Below are 14,915 nucleotides of genomic sequence, written 5' to 3'. Positions count from 1 at the left end.
GGCCCTCAATATCGGCTGCAATCCCGGAGCGATTATTTCGGCGTCAGCGTCTCGGTGCCGTTGCCGTTCTGGGCGATGGTCCACAGGCCGTGCAGCGAGCCGTCCTTCTCCACCTTGTAGACGACGAGGCCGATTTCCCTGCCCATCACATAGCCGGCGGAAAAGGCATTGTCGTTGCGCATGCAGATGCCGTCGGAGGACGAGCCGCCTGTTTCCCAATGGATCGTGCAGGTTGTGTCGCTGGTCAGCCGGCGACAGTGTAGGTGCCACCGATCGACTGAGCGGCCGCAGGCGCCAAGGCAAGTCCGAGCATTGCAAGCGAAGCCAAATATTTGCGCATGAGAATTCCCCCTAAATGCGAAAATCGCTTCGTGAGGCTAGGCCGGAACAAGTCGGTGGTAAATCGGGTGGGAGTCGGCGCCGATGGTTTATCTCCACCGCGCCGGGCGCAGCTCAAGGGCCGCGCAGGCTGGCGGCGATCGCACCGGTCAGCGGATCGTATTTCGCCTTGAGCGATGCAGGATATTCGATCCAGACGGTGCGGATGACGCCATCCTTTCCGAACAGGCGCCGATCGTAGAAGACCTTGTCGCCCTTGATGCCCGAAACCACCGCCCAATTCTTGCCGGTCTTGCTGTAAGTGATCTTGTAGCCCGGCCCGGTGTTTGCCTTTTCTTCGGCGACGAAGCCCTTCGGAGTGTCGTTGTCGATGTTATAAATGCCGGAGCAGGTCAGGCTGGCGCCGTCGGGCGCGCTCCATTGCTGCCCATCGCCGTTTTCTGGCTCGGGCAAGCGGTCGCTGAAAATCTCCTCGGGAAAGGTGCAGGACGTGCCGAAGCGCGCATTGACGTAGGTGAACGGCTTCGTGATTGCCGTTGTCGTTGCAATCGTCAGCAACGAGAAGGCGATCACCAAAGGCGCGCCCTGGACCAGATGAAAACGCTTCATGATGCCCCCCACGGTCCGTGACCGTGGCTGATCCTGCACCAAATCGGAGCAAAAATCAGCCGCCAGTGACGCTCATATGGCGCGATACGGAGGGGCGGCTGGTGCGGCGATCGATGACGAAATCATGGCCCTTCGGCTTGCGCCCGATAGCCTCGTCGATGGCCTCGCCGACCAGGTCGTTGCTTTCGGATGCTCGCAGCGGTGCCCTCAGGTCGGCGGCGTCCTCCTGGCCGAGGCACATATAGAGCGTGCCGGTGCAAGTCAGCCGGACGCGGTTGCAGCTTTCGCAGAAATTATGTGTCATCGGCGTGATGAAGCCGAGCCGACCGCCGGTCTCGGCGACATGGACATAGCGGGCAGGGCCGCCGGTCTTATAAGGAATGTCGGTCAGCGTGAACTGGCGCTCAAGCGATGCGCGCAGCAGCGACAGCGGCAGATACTGGTCGGTGCGGTCGGCGTCGATCTCGCCCATCGGCATGGTCTCGATGACCGTCAGATCCATGCCGCGACCATGCGCCCAGCGCAGCATCTCCGGTATTTCAGCGTCGTTGAAGTCGCGCAGCGCCACGGCATTGAGCTTGACCTTCAGGCCCGCCGCCTGCGCGGCGTCGATGCCTTCGATGACCTTGCCGAGATTGCCCCAGCGGGTGATCCGGCGAAATTTGTCGGCGTCGAGCGTGTCGAGCGAGACGTTGATCCGCTTCACGCCGCAATCGGCGAGCTCGACGGCAAAGCGCGACAGCTGCGAGCCGTTGGTGGTGAGCGTCAGCTCTTCCAGCGCGCCGCTCTCAAGATGCCGCGACAGCTGGCGAACCAGATGCATGATGTTCTTGCGCACCAGCGGCTCACCGCCGGTCAGCCTCAGCTTCCTGACGCCCTTTTCGATGAAGACGCTGCAGAGCCGGTCGAGCTCCTCGAGCGAGAGCAGATCCTTCTTCGGCAAGAAGGTCATGTCCTCGGCCATGCAATAGGTGCAGCGGAAGTCGCAGCGGTCGGTGACCGACACGCGCAGATAGCTGATCTTGCGACCGAAGGGATCGATCATGTCCATTGCAAGCGCTTCCCGTGGCCTGAGCGGCGTCGTTATATACGGCTATGTGATACGATCCAACCGCGCATTCAAGATAGAAGGTCCCGATCTTTGGTAACATTCCCCGACCGACATTGCATGTCGGCTGCCTTCTATCACCTTTCCGCACTGCGCGAAGCGGCGTAGGGAAGGGGCGCAACGCATATAGGAAGAAACATGACGGCGCCGAAGGAACTCAGGGTCTCTAAAGACCGCAAGCTGCTCACTGTAACCTTTGCCGGGCATCAGCCGTTCGAATTGCCGGCAGAGTTCTTGCGCGTTGCCTCGCCTTCTGCCGAGGTGCAGGGCCATTCGCCGGATCAGCGCGTGACTGTGCCCGGCAAGCGTAATGTGGCGATCCTGAAGATCGAGCCGGTCGGCAATTACGCGGTGCGCATCACCTTCGACGATTTCCACGACACCGGCATCTTCACCTGGAACTATCTTCACACGCTCGGGCATGAGAAGGACGAGCGCTGGAACGCCTATCTCGCCGAGCTGGCCGAGAAGGGGCTCAGCCGCGACCGCTAGCCTGGCGCCAAGACGTTCGACTGGCTGTCGTCAAAGCGTCATGGACAAAGAGTAGCGCCACATAAGGTCAGGAGGCGAAAAGATGTCGCTCATCACATCGGTCGAACAGCTCGAAGCCCTCTACGGCCTCCCTGGCGAGGCCTCGGTCGTCAAGGAACTCGACCATGTGATTCCCGAATATGCCGCCTTCATCGAAGCCTCGCCTTTCGTGGCGCTGGCGACCTGCGGGCCGGAGGGGCTGGACTGTTCGCCGCGCGGCGATCTTGCCGGCTTCGTGCGCCTGGTGGACGAAAAGACGCTGATGATGCCCGACAGGCGCGGCAACAACCGCGCCGATTCGCTGAAGAACATCATTCGCGATCCGCGCGTCGGGCTGCTTTTCCTGGTGCCGGGTTCCGGCACGACGCTGCGCGTCAACGGCCGAGCCCATATCACAGCCGATGCCGAGCTTTGCGCGTCCTTCATGGTCGATGGCAAGCCGGCACGGTCGGTCACCGTCGTCGCCGTCGACGCGGTTTATTTCCAGTGCGCACGAGCCATCGTGCGCTCGGAGCTCTGGAACCCGGCAAAGCATGTCGACCCGAAGTCGCTGCCGACGCCCGGCCAGATCCTCGAGATCACCAGCTGCAAGAATATCCATGGCGCCACATATGACCAGGAATGGCCGGAGCGGGCAAAGAAGACCATGTGGTGACAGGTGCACCGAGGTGAGGCCGGCCTGTAAATGTCGGGCACCTGCGCTTCCGGCGGCTCACGTACCTTAGGTACGCTCCGCTCCGCTCTCGGAACCCGCCGTTTTCGACGCGGCCTGACCGAAATCTCGGCACACCTGTACTAAGTCTCAGCAAAGCAGGCTCAGGCTTCCTTCAGGACATCGGCGATCTTGCGCATCTGCTCGCCGATCATGTCGCACTGCTCCGGCGTCGACTGGCTCATCGCCTTCTCGATGAGGGCCATATGCACTTTCAGCGCTCGCATCAGCAGGGCCTCGCCGGCTTCGGTGAGGTTCAACCGCAGCACGCGCCTGTCCTTTTCGTCGCCCTCGCGACGCAGCAGGCCGCGAGTTTCCAGTTGCGGCAACAGCATCGTGATGTTGGAGCGGCCGACCAAGAGCTTGCGGGCAAGGTCGTGCTGCGACATCCCGGGATGACGGTAGAGATTCATCAGCACGTCGAGCTGCGCCGGTTTTAGGTCGAGCGGCACCAGCTTCGCTGCCAGCGTGCGCTCCAGCACATGGCAGGCGAGTGCCACCGCAACCCAGTTGCGAAAGCGCGGATTGTCCCAGGGCAGCTCTTGCTTAATGTTCATGTTTGAACTATTATGTTCACGCTTGAACGAATGGTTGGACCGACACTATGGCATCATTTGGATTGAAGGTCATCCGAGGCGTCTTCGGCGCGGCCGAGCATGTCGCGCCGCGTCTCGGTGGCCGCGCCGCGTTCGAATTGTTCTGCCGCACGCCAAACGTCAAGGCCTTGAGCGATGGCGAGCGCCGCGCGGTCGAGCGCGCTGCAGGTTTCATGGCCGAGGCGCGCCATCACAGGCTGAAGACGAAGGCGGATTGCGTTGCGGTGCATGAGTTCCGGCCGGGGCCGGGCAGGGGCTCTCGGGGCACCGTTCTCGTCATCCATGGCTGGCGCTCGCGCACCGAATATATGCGAACTCTGATCGATGGGTTTCGCGACGCCGGCTACAAGGTGGTCTCGCTCGACCTGCCGGGCCACGGCCGTTCGCTCGGCCGACATCTCAACATGGTGACCGCGGTCGACGCCGTGCGAGTCGCCGGCGAATGGTTCGGCCCCTTTGCCGCCGCCGTCGGCCATTCGTTCGGCGGCGCTGTCGCGGCCAATGCGGTTGCCGCTTCGGTCAAGGGCACGCCGCCGCTTGCGGCCGAGAAACTGGTTCTGATCGCGGCGCCGAGCTCGCTGCCAGCGATCTTCGACGATTTCAGCCACCGGCTCAATGTGGGGCCGCGCTCCCGGGTCGCCATGGCGGATCGGGTGAAGCATTTGTCGGGACGGCCGCTCAGCGACTTCACGGGCGACCGCCAGCTCGCCGAAGCTCCGGTGCCGACGCTGATCATTCATGCGCCGGACGACAGAGAAGTCCATGCCGATCACGCAAAGCGCTACGCGGGAGCCGGCGATCATGTGAGCCTGCATTGGGCCGAAGGGCTTGGCCACCGCCGCATCCTTGCCGACAAGGATGTTGTCGCGCGCGCCGTGCGCTTCGTCGCCGAGGAACGGCAACCGGCGCTGCATTGAAAATGACTGCGGGAGAGGCTGCTGCCGTCTTCCGTCCGTAGTTGCGAATGGGCTCAGTCGGCCTTCTTCTTCTGCCCTGGCTCGACCGGCAGGCCGGCAGCCTTCCAGGCTGTGTAGCCGCCAAGGATGTGTTTGACCGGCGCGAGACCCATGTCCTGTGCCGTCTTGGTCGCCAGCGCCGAACGCCAGCCGCCGGCGCAGAAGAAGACGAAGGTCTTGCCGGAGGCGAAGAACGGCTTGTGGTAAGGGCTTTCGGGGTCGATCCAGAATTCGAGCATACCGCGCGTCACATGCTTGGCGCCAGGGATCTTGCCGTCGCGCTCGACCTCGCGGGGGTCGCGCAGATCGACGAAGATGGTGCCGCCATCCTCCAACAGCCCGGCCGCTTCCTCAGGCGAAACCACCTCGATCTCGGCATTCGCCTCGTCGAGAAGTTCGCGATATCCCTTCCTCACTGCGCATCCTCCAGGCCATGGCTCGCGGCCGCCGGAATTTCGATCACAAAGACCGCTGTTTGTCACGGGCCGATGTTTGTCAGGCCTGAGCGCAGGCCATGGTCGCCCAGGCCGCCATGCGCCAACGCCTGATAGTTACCGAGGCGTCTGAAACCGGGAGCGGCCCTGCCGCATTGTGTCTCACAGGGATGTGAAACTGTTCTGCAACACGGTCGCGGAAATTTATGGAAGCTTAACGGAATCAGTATGAATCGGTACAGTCGCGCCTTACATCCGCCATGCGGAGGGCGGGACCGTCTAGCGGCGCGGAACGGGAAACCGGTTTCAACCGGTGCGGGTGAAGCATGAAAATCCTCGGGAACAAAAAGGCCGTCATGCCGATTGCGATCGCGGCGGCACTTGCCTTCGGCCAGCAGCCGGCGAGCGCGCAAGGGCTGTTCGACATGCTGTTCGGCGGCGGCATCCGGCACAATCCCCAAAGAGAATTTCCGCCGCCGCCGACACCGCGCAAGGTGCAGCCTGGCACAGGCGGTGGCGTCAGGATCAGCAGCCCGACCTACAATACCTACAGGGCCGACAAGCTTGTGCGCGTCGACTTCAAGTCGCTGCTGCCCGCTCCGCCGCCCGCGACCGCGCAAGATGCTGCCTTTGTGCCATCCGTGACTGGAAGCGCGTTCCGCGACGCGCTGGCAGGCCTGAGCGACTATGAACTCTTTGCCGAGCCTGATATCGCCAAGGCGCTCATCGCCTACTATTCGGCCAATCCGGATTTCATCTGGGTGACAGGGGATGCACCCAACAGCAGGGCGCAGGATGCCGTGCGGGTGCTTGGCGAAGCGGCGACCTACGGCCTGACGCCTGCCGATTACTCCGTCGATGTTCCGGCGGCGGCCATGAATGCCGCCTCGCCAGAAGAGCGGGCCAAAGAACTGGTTCGCTTCGAGATGGCGCTATCGGCGCGCGTGCTGCGCTACGCCCATGACGCCCAGAGCGGCCGAGTCGATGCGAACCGCATGACCGGCTATTACGATTTTCCGGCCAAGCCGCTCGATCTCGAAGGCGTGCTGAAGACGCTGGCGCACACGCAAGAGGTGCGCACCTATCTCGAATCGCGGCACCCGCAGAACCCGGAATATCAGGCGCTGCGCGTTGAATTGGAGTCGCTCCAGGCAAGCGAGGAGAACGAGATCGTCGTCGATCCGAAGCTGCTCCTGAAGCCCGGCGAAAGCAGCCCGGAACTGCCCAAGCTTTTGACCTTGATCGCGCGCAACCTCGATGACGAGATGGGCGGTGACTTTGGCGAGACCCTCGCCCGGCTCGGCAAGAGCGAGGTTTACGATCCTGAACTGGTGCCGGTGATCAAGGCGGTGCAGAAGCGGGCCGGCATGAAGGGCGACGGCGTCATCGGCCCGCGCACCGTCGCCTCGCTCGCGGGAACCTCCAAGGCCGACAAGATCGAGAAGGTCAAGGTCGCGCTTGAAGAGCTGCGCTGGCTCCCCTCCGATCTTGGCAGCCCGCGCGTCTTCATCAACCAGCCGGCCTTCACCGCAAGCTACATCGACAATGGCGCGGAGAAGCTGAAGACCCGCGTGGTCATCGGCAAGGTCACCAACCAGACCGCATTTTTCTACAACCAGATCAAGCAGGTCGACTTCCACCCCTATTGGGGCGTGCCGCAGTCGATCATCGTCAATGAGATGCTGCCGAGGCTGCGCAGCGATCCGGGCTATCTGGACCGCGCCGGCTATGAGGTGACGGATTCCAGTGGCAGGCGAGTTCCCTCTGCGGCGGTGGACTGGGGCGCCTACGGGGCCAAAATCCCGTTCAGCGTGCGCCAGCAGCCGAGCGAGGCCAATGCGCTTGGCGAGTTGAAGATCCTCTTCCCCAACAAGCACGCCATCTACATGCACGACACGCCGCAGAAGTCGTTCTTCGAGCGCGACATACGCGCGCTGAGCCATGGCTGCATCCGCTTGCAGGACCCGCGCGGCATGGCGGCCGCTGTGCTCGGCACCTCGGTCGATGACATCGCCGAGAAGCTGAAGCACGGCCACTCGACCGAAAACGTCACGCGCGTCATCCCGGTCTACGTCGCCTATTTCACCGCTTGGCCGGACATGTCCGGCAAGGTCGAATATTTCGACGACGTCTACGATCGCGATGCCAAGCTGATGCAGGCGCTGGATGCGACCGAAGCGGTGCGGGCACCGTCAACCTAAGCGCTCGATGAGCGGGCGCCTGAAACCGGCGTCGCGTCCGGCAATCAGCCAATAAACGAAACCGGCCACCAGCCCGGCCGCGACAATGATGCCAAGGTCGGCCCAGCGTTCCGGATCGTCCGGCGCGTCCGGCCAGAGCAGCATGAAACCGGCGGCCGCAGCCACGCCGCCGAACAGCACGTGCAGCCAGAAGCTCCGCAACGAGAAGAACTCGGCAATAAGCGCAAAGACCAGAGTCTGCATGCCGGTCACCACGATCGTCAGGAAATAGACGAACATGCCGAGCGGCGGCACGACCAGCACGGCGACGGGCGTGAACTGCATCAGCTCGAAGTAGCTTGGGGCGTTGGGCAACGAGCTCAGCACTACATAGATCGCCACCAACGCGACCAATCCGACGAGCACCGCGACCAGATAGCCGGCGAGCACCATCAGGACGCGCTTCAGAACGTAGCCAACCATTGCCATGCACCCCCGTGCCCGCAATCATGGCGCGCAATCAGCCATCAAACGTGCGTTGACGCAAGTCTCGGATAGGCAAGGGCGGCCCAGCTGCGGGCAGCCGTTTCAGGCGTTACTTCGGTTCGCCGGTGACCGGATCATAGGTGATTTCCACCTTGGCTTTGTCGGTCGTGTAATAGGTCACGGTATAGCCGTCGCTGCTCCAGTCGACCGCCTTCACATATTGGAAGTCGCTCCGCTTCTCGACCTTGGTCAGGATTTCCGAGAGCTTCTTGGCATTTTGCGGCGGCAGCGCTTGCGCCTCGGCCGCGAAAGCCGACCCGCCGACAAGGAAGAATGCGATACCGCTTGCCAAAACAACAGCGCGCATGACTGCCCCTCAATCTCGTGTTGGCATGAACGCGCTAAAAACTCGAATCCTGGCCCGTTGGTTCCGCCACCAGCGGGCAACGCCTTGCTCCACGGTTGGTCCGTCACGGCCGGCGCGACCTTATCCGCGAAAGCTAGAATAGGTAAAGCGTCAGGATTCCAACAGGTAAGGAGGTTTCTGCAACATAGGACTTGAGGTAACGAACGGTTAACCGCGGCTTGGGCCGAAACCGCCTTCCATTAGCTGTTCGTGGTAGAGCTTTCGGCCAGACCCTGTTAGAGTCCCGGACCAACAGGGTGGCAACGGCGCGCCGAGCCTGCCGGGGATCTTCCAACGGCAAACGGCGAAGTGTTTTTTGGAGCGGAAGTCGCCTGTTCTGGACCGAAAACAGGGACCGGGGGCTCAACCATGGCTGAACGGAACTATACCCGTCAGCTTGCGACAATCATTTCTATCGACGCCGTTGGTTTTTCACGGCTGATGGGCATCGACGACGAGCGCGCCCTCGCGGCCTTCGAGGAACGGCGCGATATCATCACCGGCAGCTGCGGCGCCTTTGGCGGCCGCACGTTTGGCGTTGCCGGCGACAGCATCATGGCCGAATTCGGCAATCCGATCGAAGCCTTGCGCGCGGCGTTCGATTTCCAGGACCGGATCATGGCGCTCAATGCCTCGGCCGCGGATGAGATGCGCATGCCGTTCCGGGCCGGGATCAACACCGGAGACGTGATTGTCCGCGAGGGCCGCCTCTATGGCGACGACGTCAACATTGCCGCGCGCCTCCAGGAATTCGCTCCGCATGACGGTCTCGCCATTTCAGAGACGACCTGGCACCACGTGAAGGACAAGACGGCGGCGGTTTTCACCGACCTTGGCGAGTTCATGCTCAAGAACATCGCCTTGCCTGTACGTGTGCTGATCGCCGGACGCGGCGGCAACGGCGCGGCGATGGCTGCGCCCCTGGTCGCCAGCCCTACCGCTCCCGCCCATGACAGACTCGCACCAAAGGGCCCGCCGGCAATCGCGGTGCTGCCGTTCCACGGCAACGGAAGCGAGCCTGACGTCGGCTACATGGCCGACGGCATTGCGGAAGACATCATCTACGGCCTGTCCAACACCCGCTGGCTTTCGGTGATCGCGAAGGGCTCCAGCTTCCAGTTTCGCGACGACCAGCTCGGAACCAGGCTCATCGGCAATGCGCTTGGCGCGCGCTACATCGTCGGCGGCACGCTGGCGCGCCACAGCGGGCAGATACGCCTCAACGCCTCGCTGACCGATTCGTCGAACGGGCGCCTCGTCTGGTCGCAGCGCTTCGACCGCGACCTCATCGACATCTTCAGCCTGCGCGACCAGATCGGCAGCGAGATCGTTTCGATCCTCGACAAGGAGGTCGATCGAGCCGAGCAGGTGCGAACCTTCCAGGTGCCGTGGGAAAGCCTCGAGACCTGGCAGTTGGTGCGGCGGGGCCGCTGGCACATGAACAGGCGCACGCGCAAGGACACCGAGATCGCGCTCGAATTCTTCGAGAAGGCGTACCAGGAAGATCCGAATTCCAGCGCCGTGTTGAACGAGCTGGCATGGTGGTATTTCTGGCGGGCATGGCTGCGCTTCGGCGACAGCGACGACCTGGCCAAGGTCGAAGAATTTGCGCGTCAGTCGCTCTTGATGGACAGCCTCGACGCGCGCCCGCACGCCTATCTCGGCGCGGCCGACATCATGCGCGGCCAGCCGGCATCCGCGGCGGAGCATCTCGCCGAGGCGATCCACATCAATCCGAGCTTTGCCTTCGCCCGCTCGGCAATGGGCAGCGCGCGCCTGCTGCTTGGCGATGCCGCCGGCGCGATCTCGTTCTTCCTGGATACCGAGCGGCTGAGCCCGTTCGACCTCTACCGCTTCCACAATCTGGGGGAGCTGGCTGCCGCATACTGTTTCGTCGAGGACTGGCCGGCAGCAATTGCGGTTGCCGATCGCTCGCTCAACCTTTCGCCGGGCTATTTCTACGCCAGGTTCCTCAAAATCGGCGCCTTGATGCGGAGCGGCCGCCTTGAGGAGGCCGAGCGGGAACGCGCCATTCTGGCAACCAGGCATCCCGATTTTTCCGAGCAGCGGATTCGCTGGATACCGTTCGTCGATCCCGCGAAGAACAACTTCCTGATCGCCAATTTCGGCCAGGCCAAGTCCATTGCATGATTGCTGGAACCGAAGACAGATGATTGTGAAAAAAATCACATACGCCGGACCGAAGCAAACCTAGGCCAGACAATAGCCGGCATCGCAGTGACGTGGACAGCCGGGGGGGCTCGAACGCGCATGATCAAGTTGAAGTATTTCGCTGCTGTCCGCGCTGCCCAGAAGAGCCAGCGCCCTGTCGCTGAAATGCCGCCCTTCGCTATCGACCGGCTTCATGCCAAGGGACTTGCGTCCCGCATCGCCGGCTTCTTTCTCAGCGACCCGCGCTGGCTGCTGGCGCTGCTGCGCCGCTTCTGGCCAAACTTGGCCTTCGGTAATTTCCTGCTTGTTACCAAAGGCGCCGATGTGCGCGACATTTTGGAGCGCGGCGACGAGTTCGAGACGCCGTACGGGCCGGAAATGGCCGAACTGGCCAGGGGATCGAACTTCATCCTCGGCATGCAGGACGGGGCCGCCTACCGGCAGATGAAATCGGCCGTGCTGAGCGCCTTTCCGCCGGCGGAAGTCGAAGCCGCCGTCAGGCCGATCGCCGAGCGTCATTCGCGCGACATCATGACCCGGGCCAGCCCCGGCTTCGACGCCATCGCCGGGCTGATGAAGATCGTTCCGGTACGCATCTGTCGCGACTATTTCGGCCTCGAGATCGACGATGAAACGGAGTTTGCCGACTGGTCGATCGCGCTCAGCGCGCTGTTCTTTTCCGATCCGACAGCGAGCCCAACGACACGTCAGCTCGCGATCGTCGGCGGCGATCGTCTGATCAAGGTCATCGACCGCTCGATTGCCGCGGTCAAGGACAGGGGAGGGAAGGACGAACGGCCGCTGGCGCGCCTAGTCGCGCTCATGGATCAAGGCCGCCTGTCGCAGCCCGACATCCATTCGATCATGCTCGGCATGATTGCCGGCTTCGTTCCGACCAATGTGCTTGCCGGAGGCAATTGCCTGGACCTCATCCTGTCACGGTCCGACGCCAGGCAGGCTGTCGACGCAGCCATTGCAGCGGGCGATACCGGCAAACTCGATCGGGCGATCTTGGAAGCTATGCGCTTCAAGCCGATCTGGGTCGGACCGTGGCGCTACACCGCCCGTGACGCGGTCATCGGCCAAGGCACGCGCCGAGAGCGCCTGGTGAAGGCCGGAACGGTGGTAATGCCGGCAACGCTTTCTGCCATGTTCGATCCGGAAATCGTGCAAAGGCCAAACGAATTCGACATCTCGCGGCCTTATCGCGACTACATGGTGTTCGGCCACGGCATTCACCTGTGCATCGGGGCCGAGATCGCACGCATTCAGATCGGCGAATGCGTTCGCGCCCTGTTCGGCAAGCCCAAGCTCAGCCGCGCGCGCGGCAGAGCCGGCAAGATGGTCAATGTCGGCGCCTATCCGGCGAGCCTCCATGTCGATTTCGAGCGCTCGCCGCTTTGCCGCACGGTCGACCAGTCGATGGTCACAGTGGTTTGCCCGATCAGGCGTGCGGTGCCGCTTGATGCGGTGCGCGACAAGGTCGGCGCCCTTGGCAATCCGGCGATCGACGAGGTGGGCAATGCGCTCGACAATGTCGGCACGGTCCATTTCGCCAGCCTGGCTGTCGCCGCCACCGGCAGGGACGAGAAATCGGACCTCGAGACCGGCGCGCTCGTACTCGAAATCTCCGGCGACGGCAGCACCGACGATGTCATCGGCGCCATCACGCAGGCCATAGGCCACCGGCTGCTGCCGATCTTCAGGGCCGTGTGCGGTCTGCCCGATGGCGCCTCGCTGGAGGACTTCCTCAAGAAGCATCACATCGAGATCTCGCCGTCCTTCGGCAGCACGGCAGGACTGGTTTTTTCGGGAACGCCTGGCCATTCGGTGCGCCGCATCCTGGCCGAGGCCGAGCTTGCCGACAGCGTGCGCGAGATCGTCGAAAGGCCGCGCGCGGGTACGGGCAACGCCCTTGCCGTGCTCACCGAGGCGCGCCGGCATGCCCAGTCGCTGGGACAGTTCGGCTGGGCCTTCGAGCCGGCTGAAAGCCTGCTGGAGCGGCCCCCGGGCCGCTGGTGGCGGGCCTTGACGACGACACTGCTTGCGCCGGCTGTGCTCGCCATTGTCGCGATCGTCGTCGTTGCCTGCTGGCGCATGACCTATGTGCTCGTATTCGGCAACCCTCAGGGCGTCACCTTCACCAATGTCGCAATTGCCGGCACCGCGCTTCTGCTGGCGGTGCTGGGGCTGCTCGCGATAGCCCTGCTGTTCATCGGCTTGTGCTTCCTCAGCCTGCGGCGTCTCGAGGACAAGGACCGGCCGCAGAACACGCCGGTCGATATCGGCGCGCTGGACAGGATCCTCGCCAATGAGGACCACTGCGCGCAAAACCATCTCACCGCGATATCGACGATGAAGGCCGGCACCTTGCGGCGACTGGCGCTGAGGCTTTCCTTCTACCTGATCTCGATATCGGCGCAGAAAGTGTTCAAGCCGGGGTTCCTCGCCACCATAAACACCATTCACTTCGCCCGCTGGGTCCTGCTGCCGGGTACCGACAAGCTGATGTTCTTCTCCAACTACGGCGGCAGCTGGGAAAGCTATCTCGAGGACTTCATCGCCAAGGCCTCCGAGGGCCTGACCGGCGTGTGGAGCAACACCGAAGGCTACCCGCGCACGCGTTGGCTCTTCCTCGACGGCGCGCGTGACGGGGACCGCTTCAAGCGCTGGGCACGGCGTCAGCAGGTGCCAACCCTGTTCTGGTACTCTGCCTACCCGCATCTCAACACCCCGCGCATCCGTATCAACTCGAGGATCCGACGCGGCATTGCTTCCGCCACCGGCAGCGAGGCCCGCAACTGGGTGAGCCTGTTCGGCTCGCTGCAGCGGCCGCAGGCAAGGCCGGCGGCAACCGTCGCCCGCGAACCGGCGCCTTCGCCCGTCGAAGAACTGGAAGCGGGCGAGATCCAATCCATTTTCTTCGGCCCGTTCGGCGCGCTTGGCCACGCGCATATGCTGGCGATCCGGGTGCCGGAAGAACTGCCGGCAATGCAACGGAAGGCGTGGCTGGACTTCGTTATCGACAAGACGAGTTTCGGCGACGGCGTGCCGGCCGGACGCGCCATGACGGTGGCCTTCGGCCCCGACGGGCTTCGCCGGCTCGGGCTGAAGGGCGGGGTCGACGACGATCCGCTGGACACATTCCCAGCTGCCTTTCGCCACGGCATGGGCAATCCAGAACGCAGCCGCATCCTCGACGACACCGGCCCCGACGCGCCTGACAAATGGCAGTGGGGTTCGGCCAGGGCGCCGGTCGACGCAGTCGTCATCTGCTACGCCGCGGAGCGGGCGGTGCTGAAGGGGGAGGTAGCGGCCGCGAAGCGAAAGACGACAGGCGCGGGGATGAAGATCGTTGCCGAATTGCCGCTTGTCGTGAACCGCGAGCCAAAGAAAGAAGGCGCGATAACGCAACATGCCGGCAACGACGGCAAGCCGGAGCGCGCCCGCGCCTATGAGCATTTCGGCTTCGCCGACGGCGTCTCGCAGCCGATCGTCAGGGGTACGTCGCGCGCCAACAAGGGTGCCGCGCCGATGCACCTGGTCGCGCCGGGCGAGTTCCTGTTCGGCTATCGCGACGAGCATGGGTTCTATCCCGCCTCGCCGTCCGTCAAGGCAGCGCAGGACCGGACCGGCATCCTGTCCCAGGTGCGGCGCAACCGGCAGATCCCCGGTCAGCCCCCGCCGCCGCGCGATTTCGGCCGCAACGGCTCGTTCCTGGTCGTGCGCCAGTTCGAGCAGCATGTCGAGTTGTTCGATGACTACTGCAAGCACGCCGCCGCACGGGCTGTGCGTGAGACTGGCGACGACGCCATCACGCCGCGCTGGGTCGCGGCCAAGATGCTCGGCCGCTGGCAGGACGGCAGTTCGCTGGTGCGCAACCCCGATGGCCGCCCGGGTCGTGGCGTCGACAACGACTTCGCGCTTGGCGCTGAGGACCCGCAGGGCCATCGCTGTCCGCTCGGCTCCCATATACGCCGCTCCAATCCGCGCGACTCGCTTGGCGAGGATCGCGAGACGCAGATCAGGATCGGCAAGCGCCACCGCATCCTGCGCGTCGGCCGCACCTATGAGAAGAAAGACCGCAGCGGGAAGGTCGAGAAAGGGCTTCTCTTCATGTGCCTCAACGCCGACATCGAACGCCAATACGAGTTCATTCAGCAGACCTGGGTCTCGTCGAGCTCGTTCCAAGGCCTTGTCGGCGAAAAGGATCCGACGATCGGCGCGCGCGACGGCGGCGGCCGGTTCTCGATTCCGTCCTGGGAAAAGGTGACGGTGCTCAGGGACAGGCCGCAATTCGTCAGCACGAAAGGCGGCGGCTACTTCTTCATGCCGAGCCGGTCCGCGCTGCGCTACCTGATTTCGCGGCTCTGATTCGGGTCAGAA

Annotated in this window: 12 protein-coding genes and 1 pseudogene; 6 read left to right on the top strand and 7 right to left on the bottom strand. The window is 63.4% G+C overall.

All coding sequences use genetic code 11. The features are described 5' to 3' along the window. Nucleotides 1-32: 32 nt before the first annotated feature. The 3 genes and pseudogenes from CK220_RS32915 to moaA form a co-directional block, all read right to left on the bottom strand. Nucleotides 33-340: pseudogene (locus tag CK220_RS32915) on the bottom strand (hypothetical protein). A 113-nt stretch (nucleotides 341-453) separates the two neighbouring features. Next, on the bottom strand, nucleotides 454-948 hold the full coding sequence (locus CK220_RS07010; protein WP_095811153.1) for a hypothetical protein: 495 nt from the start codon (nucleotides 946-948) through the stop codon (nucleotides 454-456). A gap of 55 nt (nucleotides 949-1,003) precedes the next feature. Further along, complete coding sequence (moaA, locus tag CK220_RS07005; protein WP_095810843.1) at nucleotides 1,004-1,999, bottom strand: GTP 3',8-cyclase MoaA; 996 nt, start codon at nucleotides 1,997-1,999, stop codon at nucleotides 1,004-1,006. 195 nt (nucleotides 2,000-2,194) lie between these two features. Here moaA and CK220_RS07000 point away from each other — a divergent pair, with 195 nt between their 5' ends. Next, entirely contained in the window at nucleotides 2,195-2,548 is a 354-nt protein-coding gene (locus CK220_RS07000; protein ID WP_066989863.1) for a DUF971 domain-containing protein, read from the top strand. Between the two features lie 82 nt (nucleotides 2,549-2,630). Further along, a complete protein-coding gene (locus CK220_RS06995) occupies nucleotides 2,631-3,242 on the top strand; it encodes a pyridoxamine 5'-phosphate oxidase family protein (RefSeq protein ID WP_095810842.1) in 612 nt (203 codons plus the stop codon). A gap of 161 nt (nucleotides 3,243-3,403) precedes the next feature. Here the strand turns inward: CK220_RS06995 and CK220_RS06990 are convergent, their stop codons facing one another. Continuing rightward, nucleotides 3,404-3,856: a MarR family transcriptional regulator gene (locus tag CK220_RS06990; protein ID WP_095810841.1), complete on the bottom strand. Its 453-nt coding sequence runs from the start codon at nucleotides 3,854-3,856 to the stop codon at nucleotides 3,404-3,406. 47 nt (nucleotides 3,857-3,903) lie between these two features. Between CK220_RS06990 and CK220_RS06985 the strand changes: the two genes are divergently transcribed. Beyond that, on the top strand, nucleotides 3,904-4,812 hold the full coding sequence (locus CK220_RS06985; protein ID WP_095810840.1) for an alpha/beta hydrolase: 909 nt from the start codon (nucleotides 3,904-3,906) through the stop codon (nucleotides 4,810-4,812). Between the two features lie 53 nt (nucleotides 4,813-4,865). Here the strand turns inward: CK220_RS06985 and CK220_RS06980 are convergent, their stop codons facing one another. After that, the gene (locus tag CK220_RS06980) at nucleotides 4,866-5,267 is read right to left on the bottom strand and encodes a rhodanese-like domain-containing protein (protein WP_095810839.1); all 402 of its coding nucleotides are present in this window, start codon (nucleotides 5,265-5,267) and stop codon (nucleotides 4,866-4,868) included. Nucleotides 5,268-5,611: 344 nt separating this feature from the next. Here CK220_RS06980 and CK220_RS06975 point away from each other — a divergent pair, with 344 nt between their 5' ends. Beyond that, nucleotides 5,612-7,486, top strand: coding sequence for a murein L,D-transpeptidase (locus CK220_RS06975; RefSeq protein ID WP_095810838.1), 1,875 nt, complete (start codon nucleotides 5,612-5,614; stop codon nucleotides 7,484-7,486). On the opposite strand, the gene CK220_RS06970 is transcribed toward CK220_RS06975, so the two are convergent. Next, the gene (locus CK220_RS06970) at nucleotides 7,478-7,954 is read right to left on the bottom strand and encodes a hypothetical protein (protein ID WP_095810837.1); all 477 of its coding nucleotides are present in this window, start codon (nucleotides 7,952-7,954) and stop codon (nucleotides 7,478-7,480) included. The genes CK220_RS06975 and CK220_RS06970 overlap by 9 nt on opposite strands. 106 nt (nucleotides 7,955-8,060) lie before the next feature. Further along, nucleotides 8,061-8,318 (bottom strand): PepSY domain-containing protein, encoded by a 258-nt coding sequence (locus CK220_RS06965; RefSeq protein WP_095810836.1) that lies wholly within the window; start codon nucleotides 8,316-8,318, stop codon nucleotides 8,061-8,063. A 408-nt stretch (nucleotides 8,319-8,726) separates the two neighbouring features. Between CK220_RS06965 and CK220_RS06960 the strand changes: the two genes are divergently transcribed. Both CK220_RS06960 and CK220_RS06955 read left to right on the top strand, forming a co-directional pair. Continuing rightward, on the top strand, nucleotides 8,727-10,508 hold the full coding sequence (locus tag CK220_RS06960; RefSeq protein WP_095810835.1) for an adenylate/guanylate cyclase domain-containing protein: 1,782 nt from the start codon (nucleotides 8,727-8,729) through the stop codon (nucleotides 10,506-10,508). Between the two features lie 120 nt (nucleotides 10,509-10,628). Further along, on the top strand, nucleotides 10,629-14,903 hold the full coding sequence (locus tag CK220_RS06955; protein WP_095810834.1) for a cytochrome P450: 4,275 nt from the start codon (nucleotides 10,629-10,631) through the stop codon (nucleotides 14,901-14,903). Nucleotides 14,904-14,915 lie beyond the last annotated feature (12 nt).

The sequence above is a fragment of the Mesorhizobium sp. WSM3860 genome (assembly GCF_002294995.1).
Taxonomy (GTDB): domain Bacteria; phylum Pseudomonadota; class Alphaproteobacteria; order Rhizobiales; family Rhizobiaceae; genus Mesorhizobium.
Note: the sequence above shows the minus strand (reverse complement) of the source record. Positions and strands in the feature narration are given on the sequence as shown.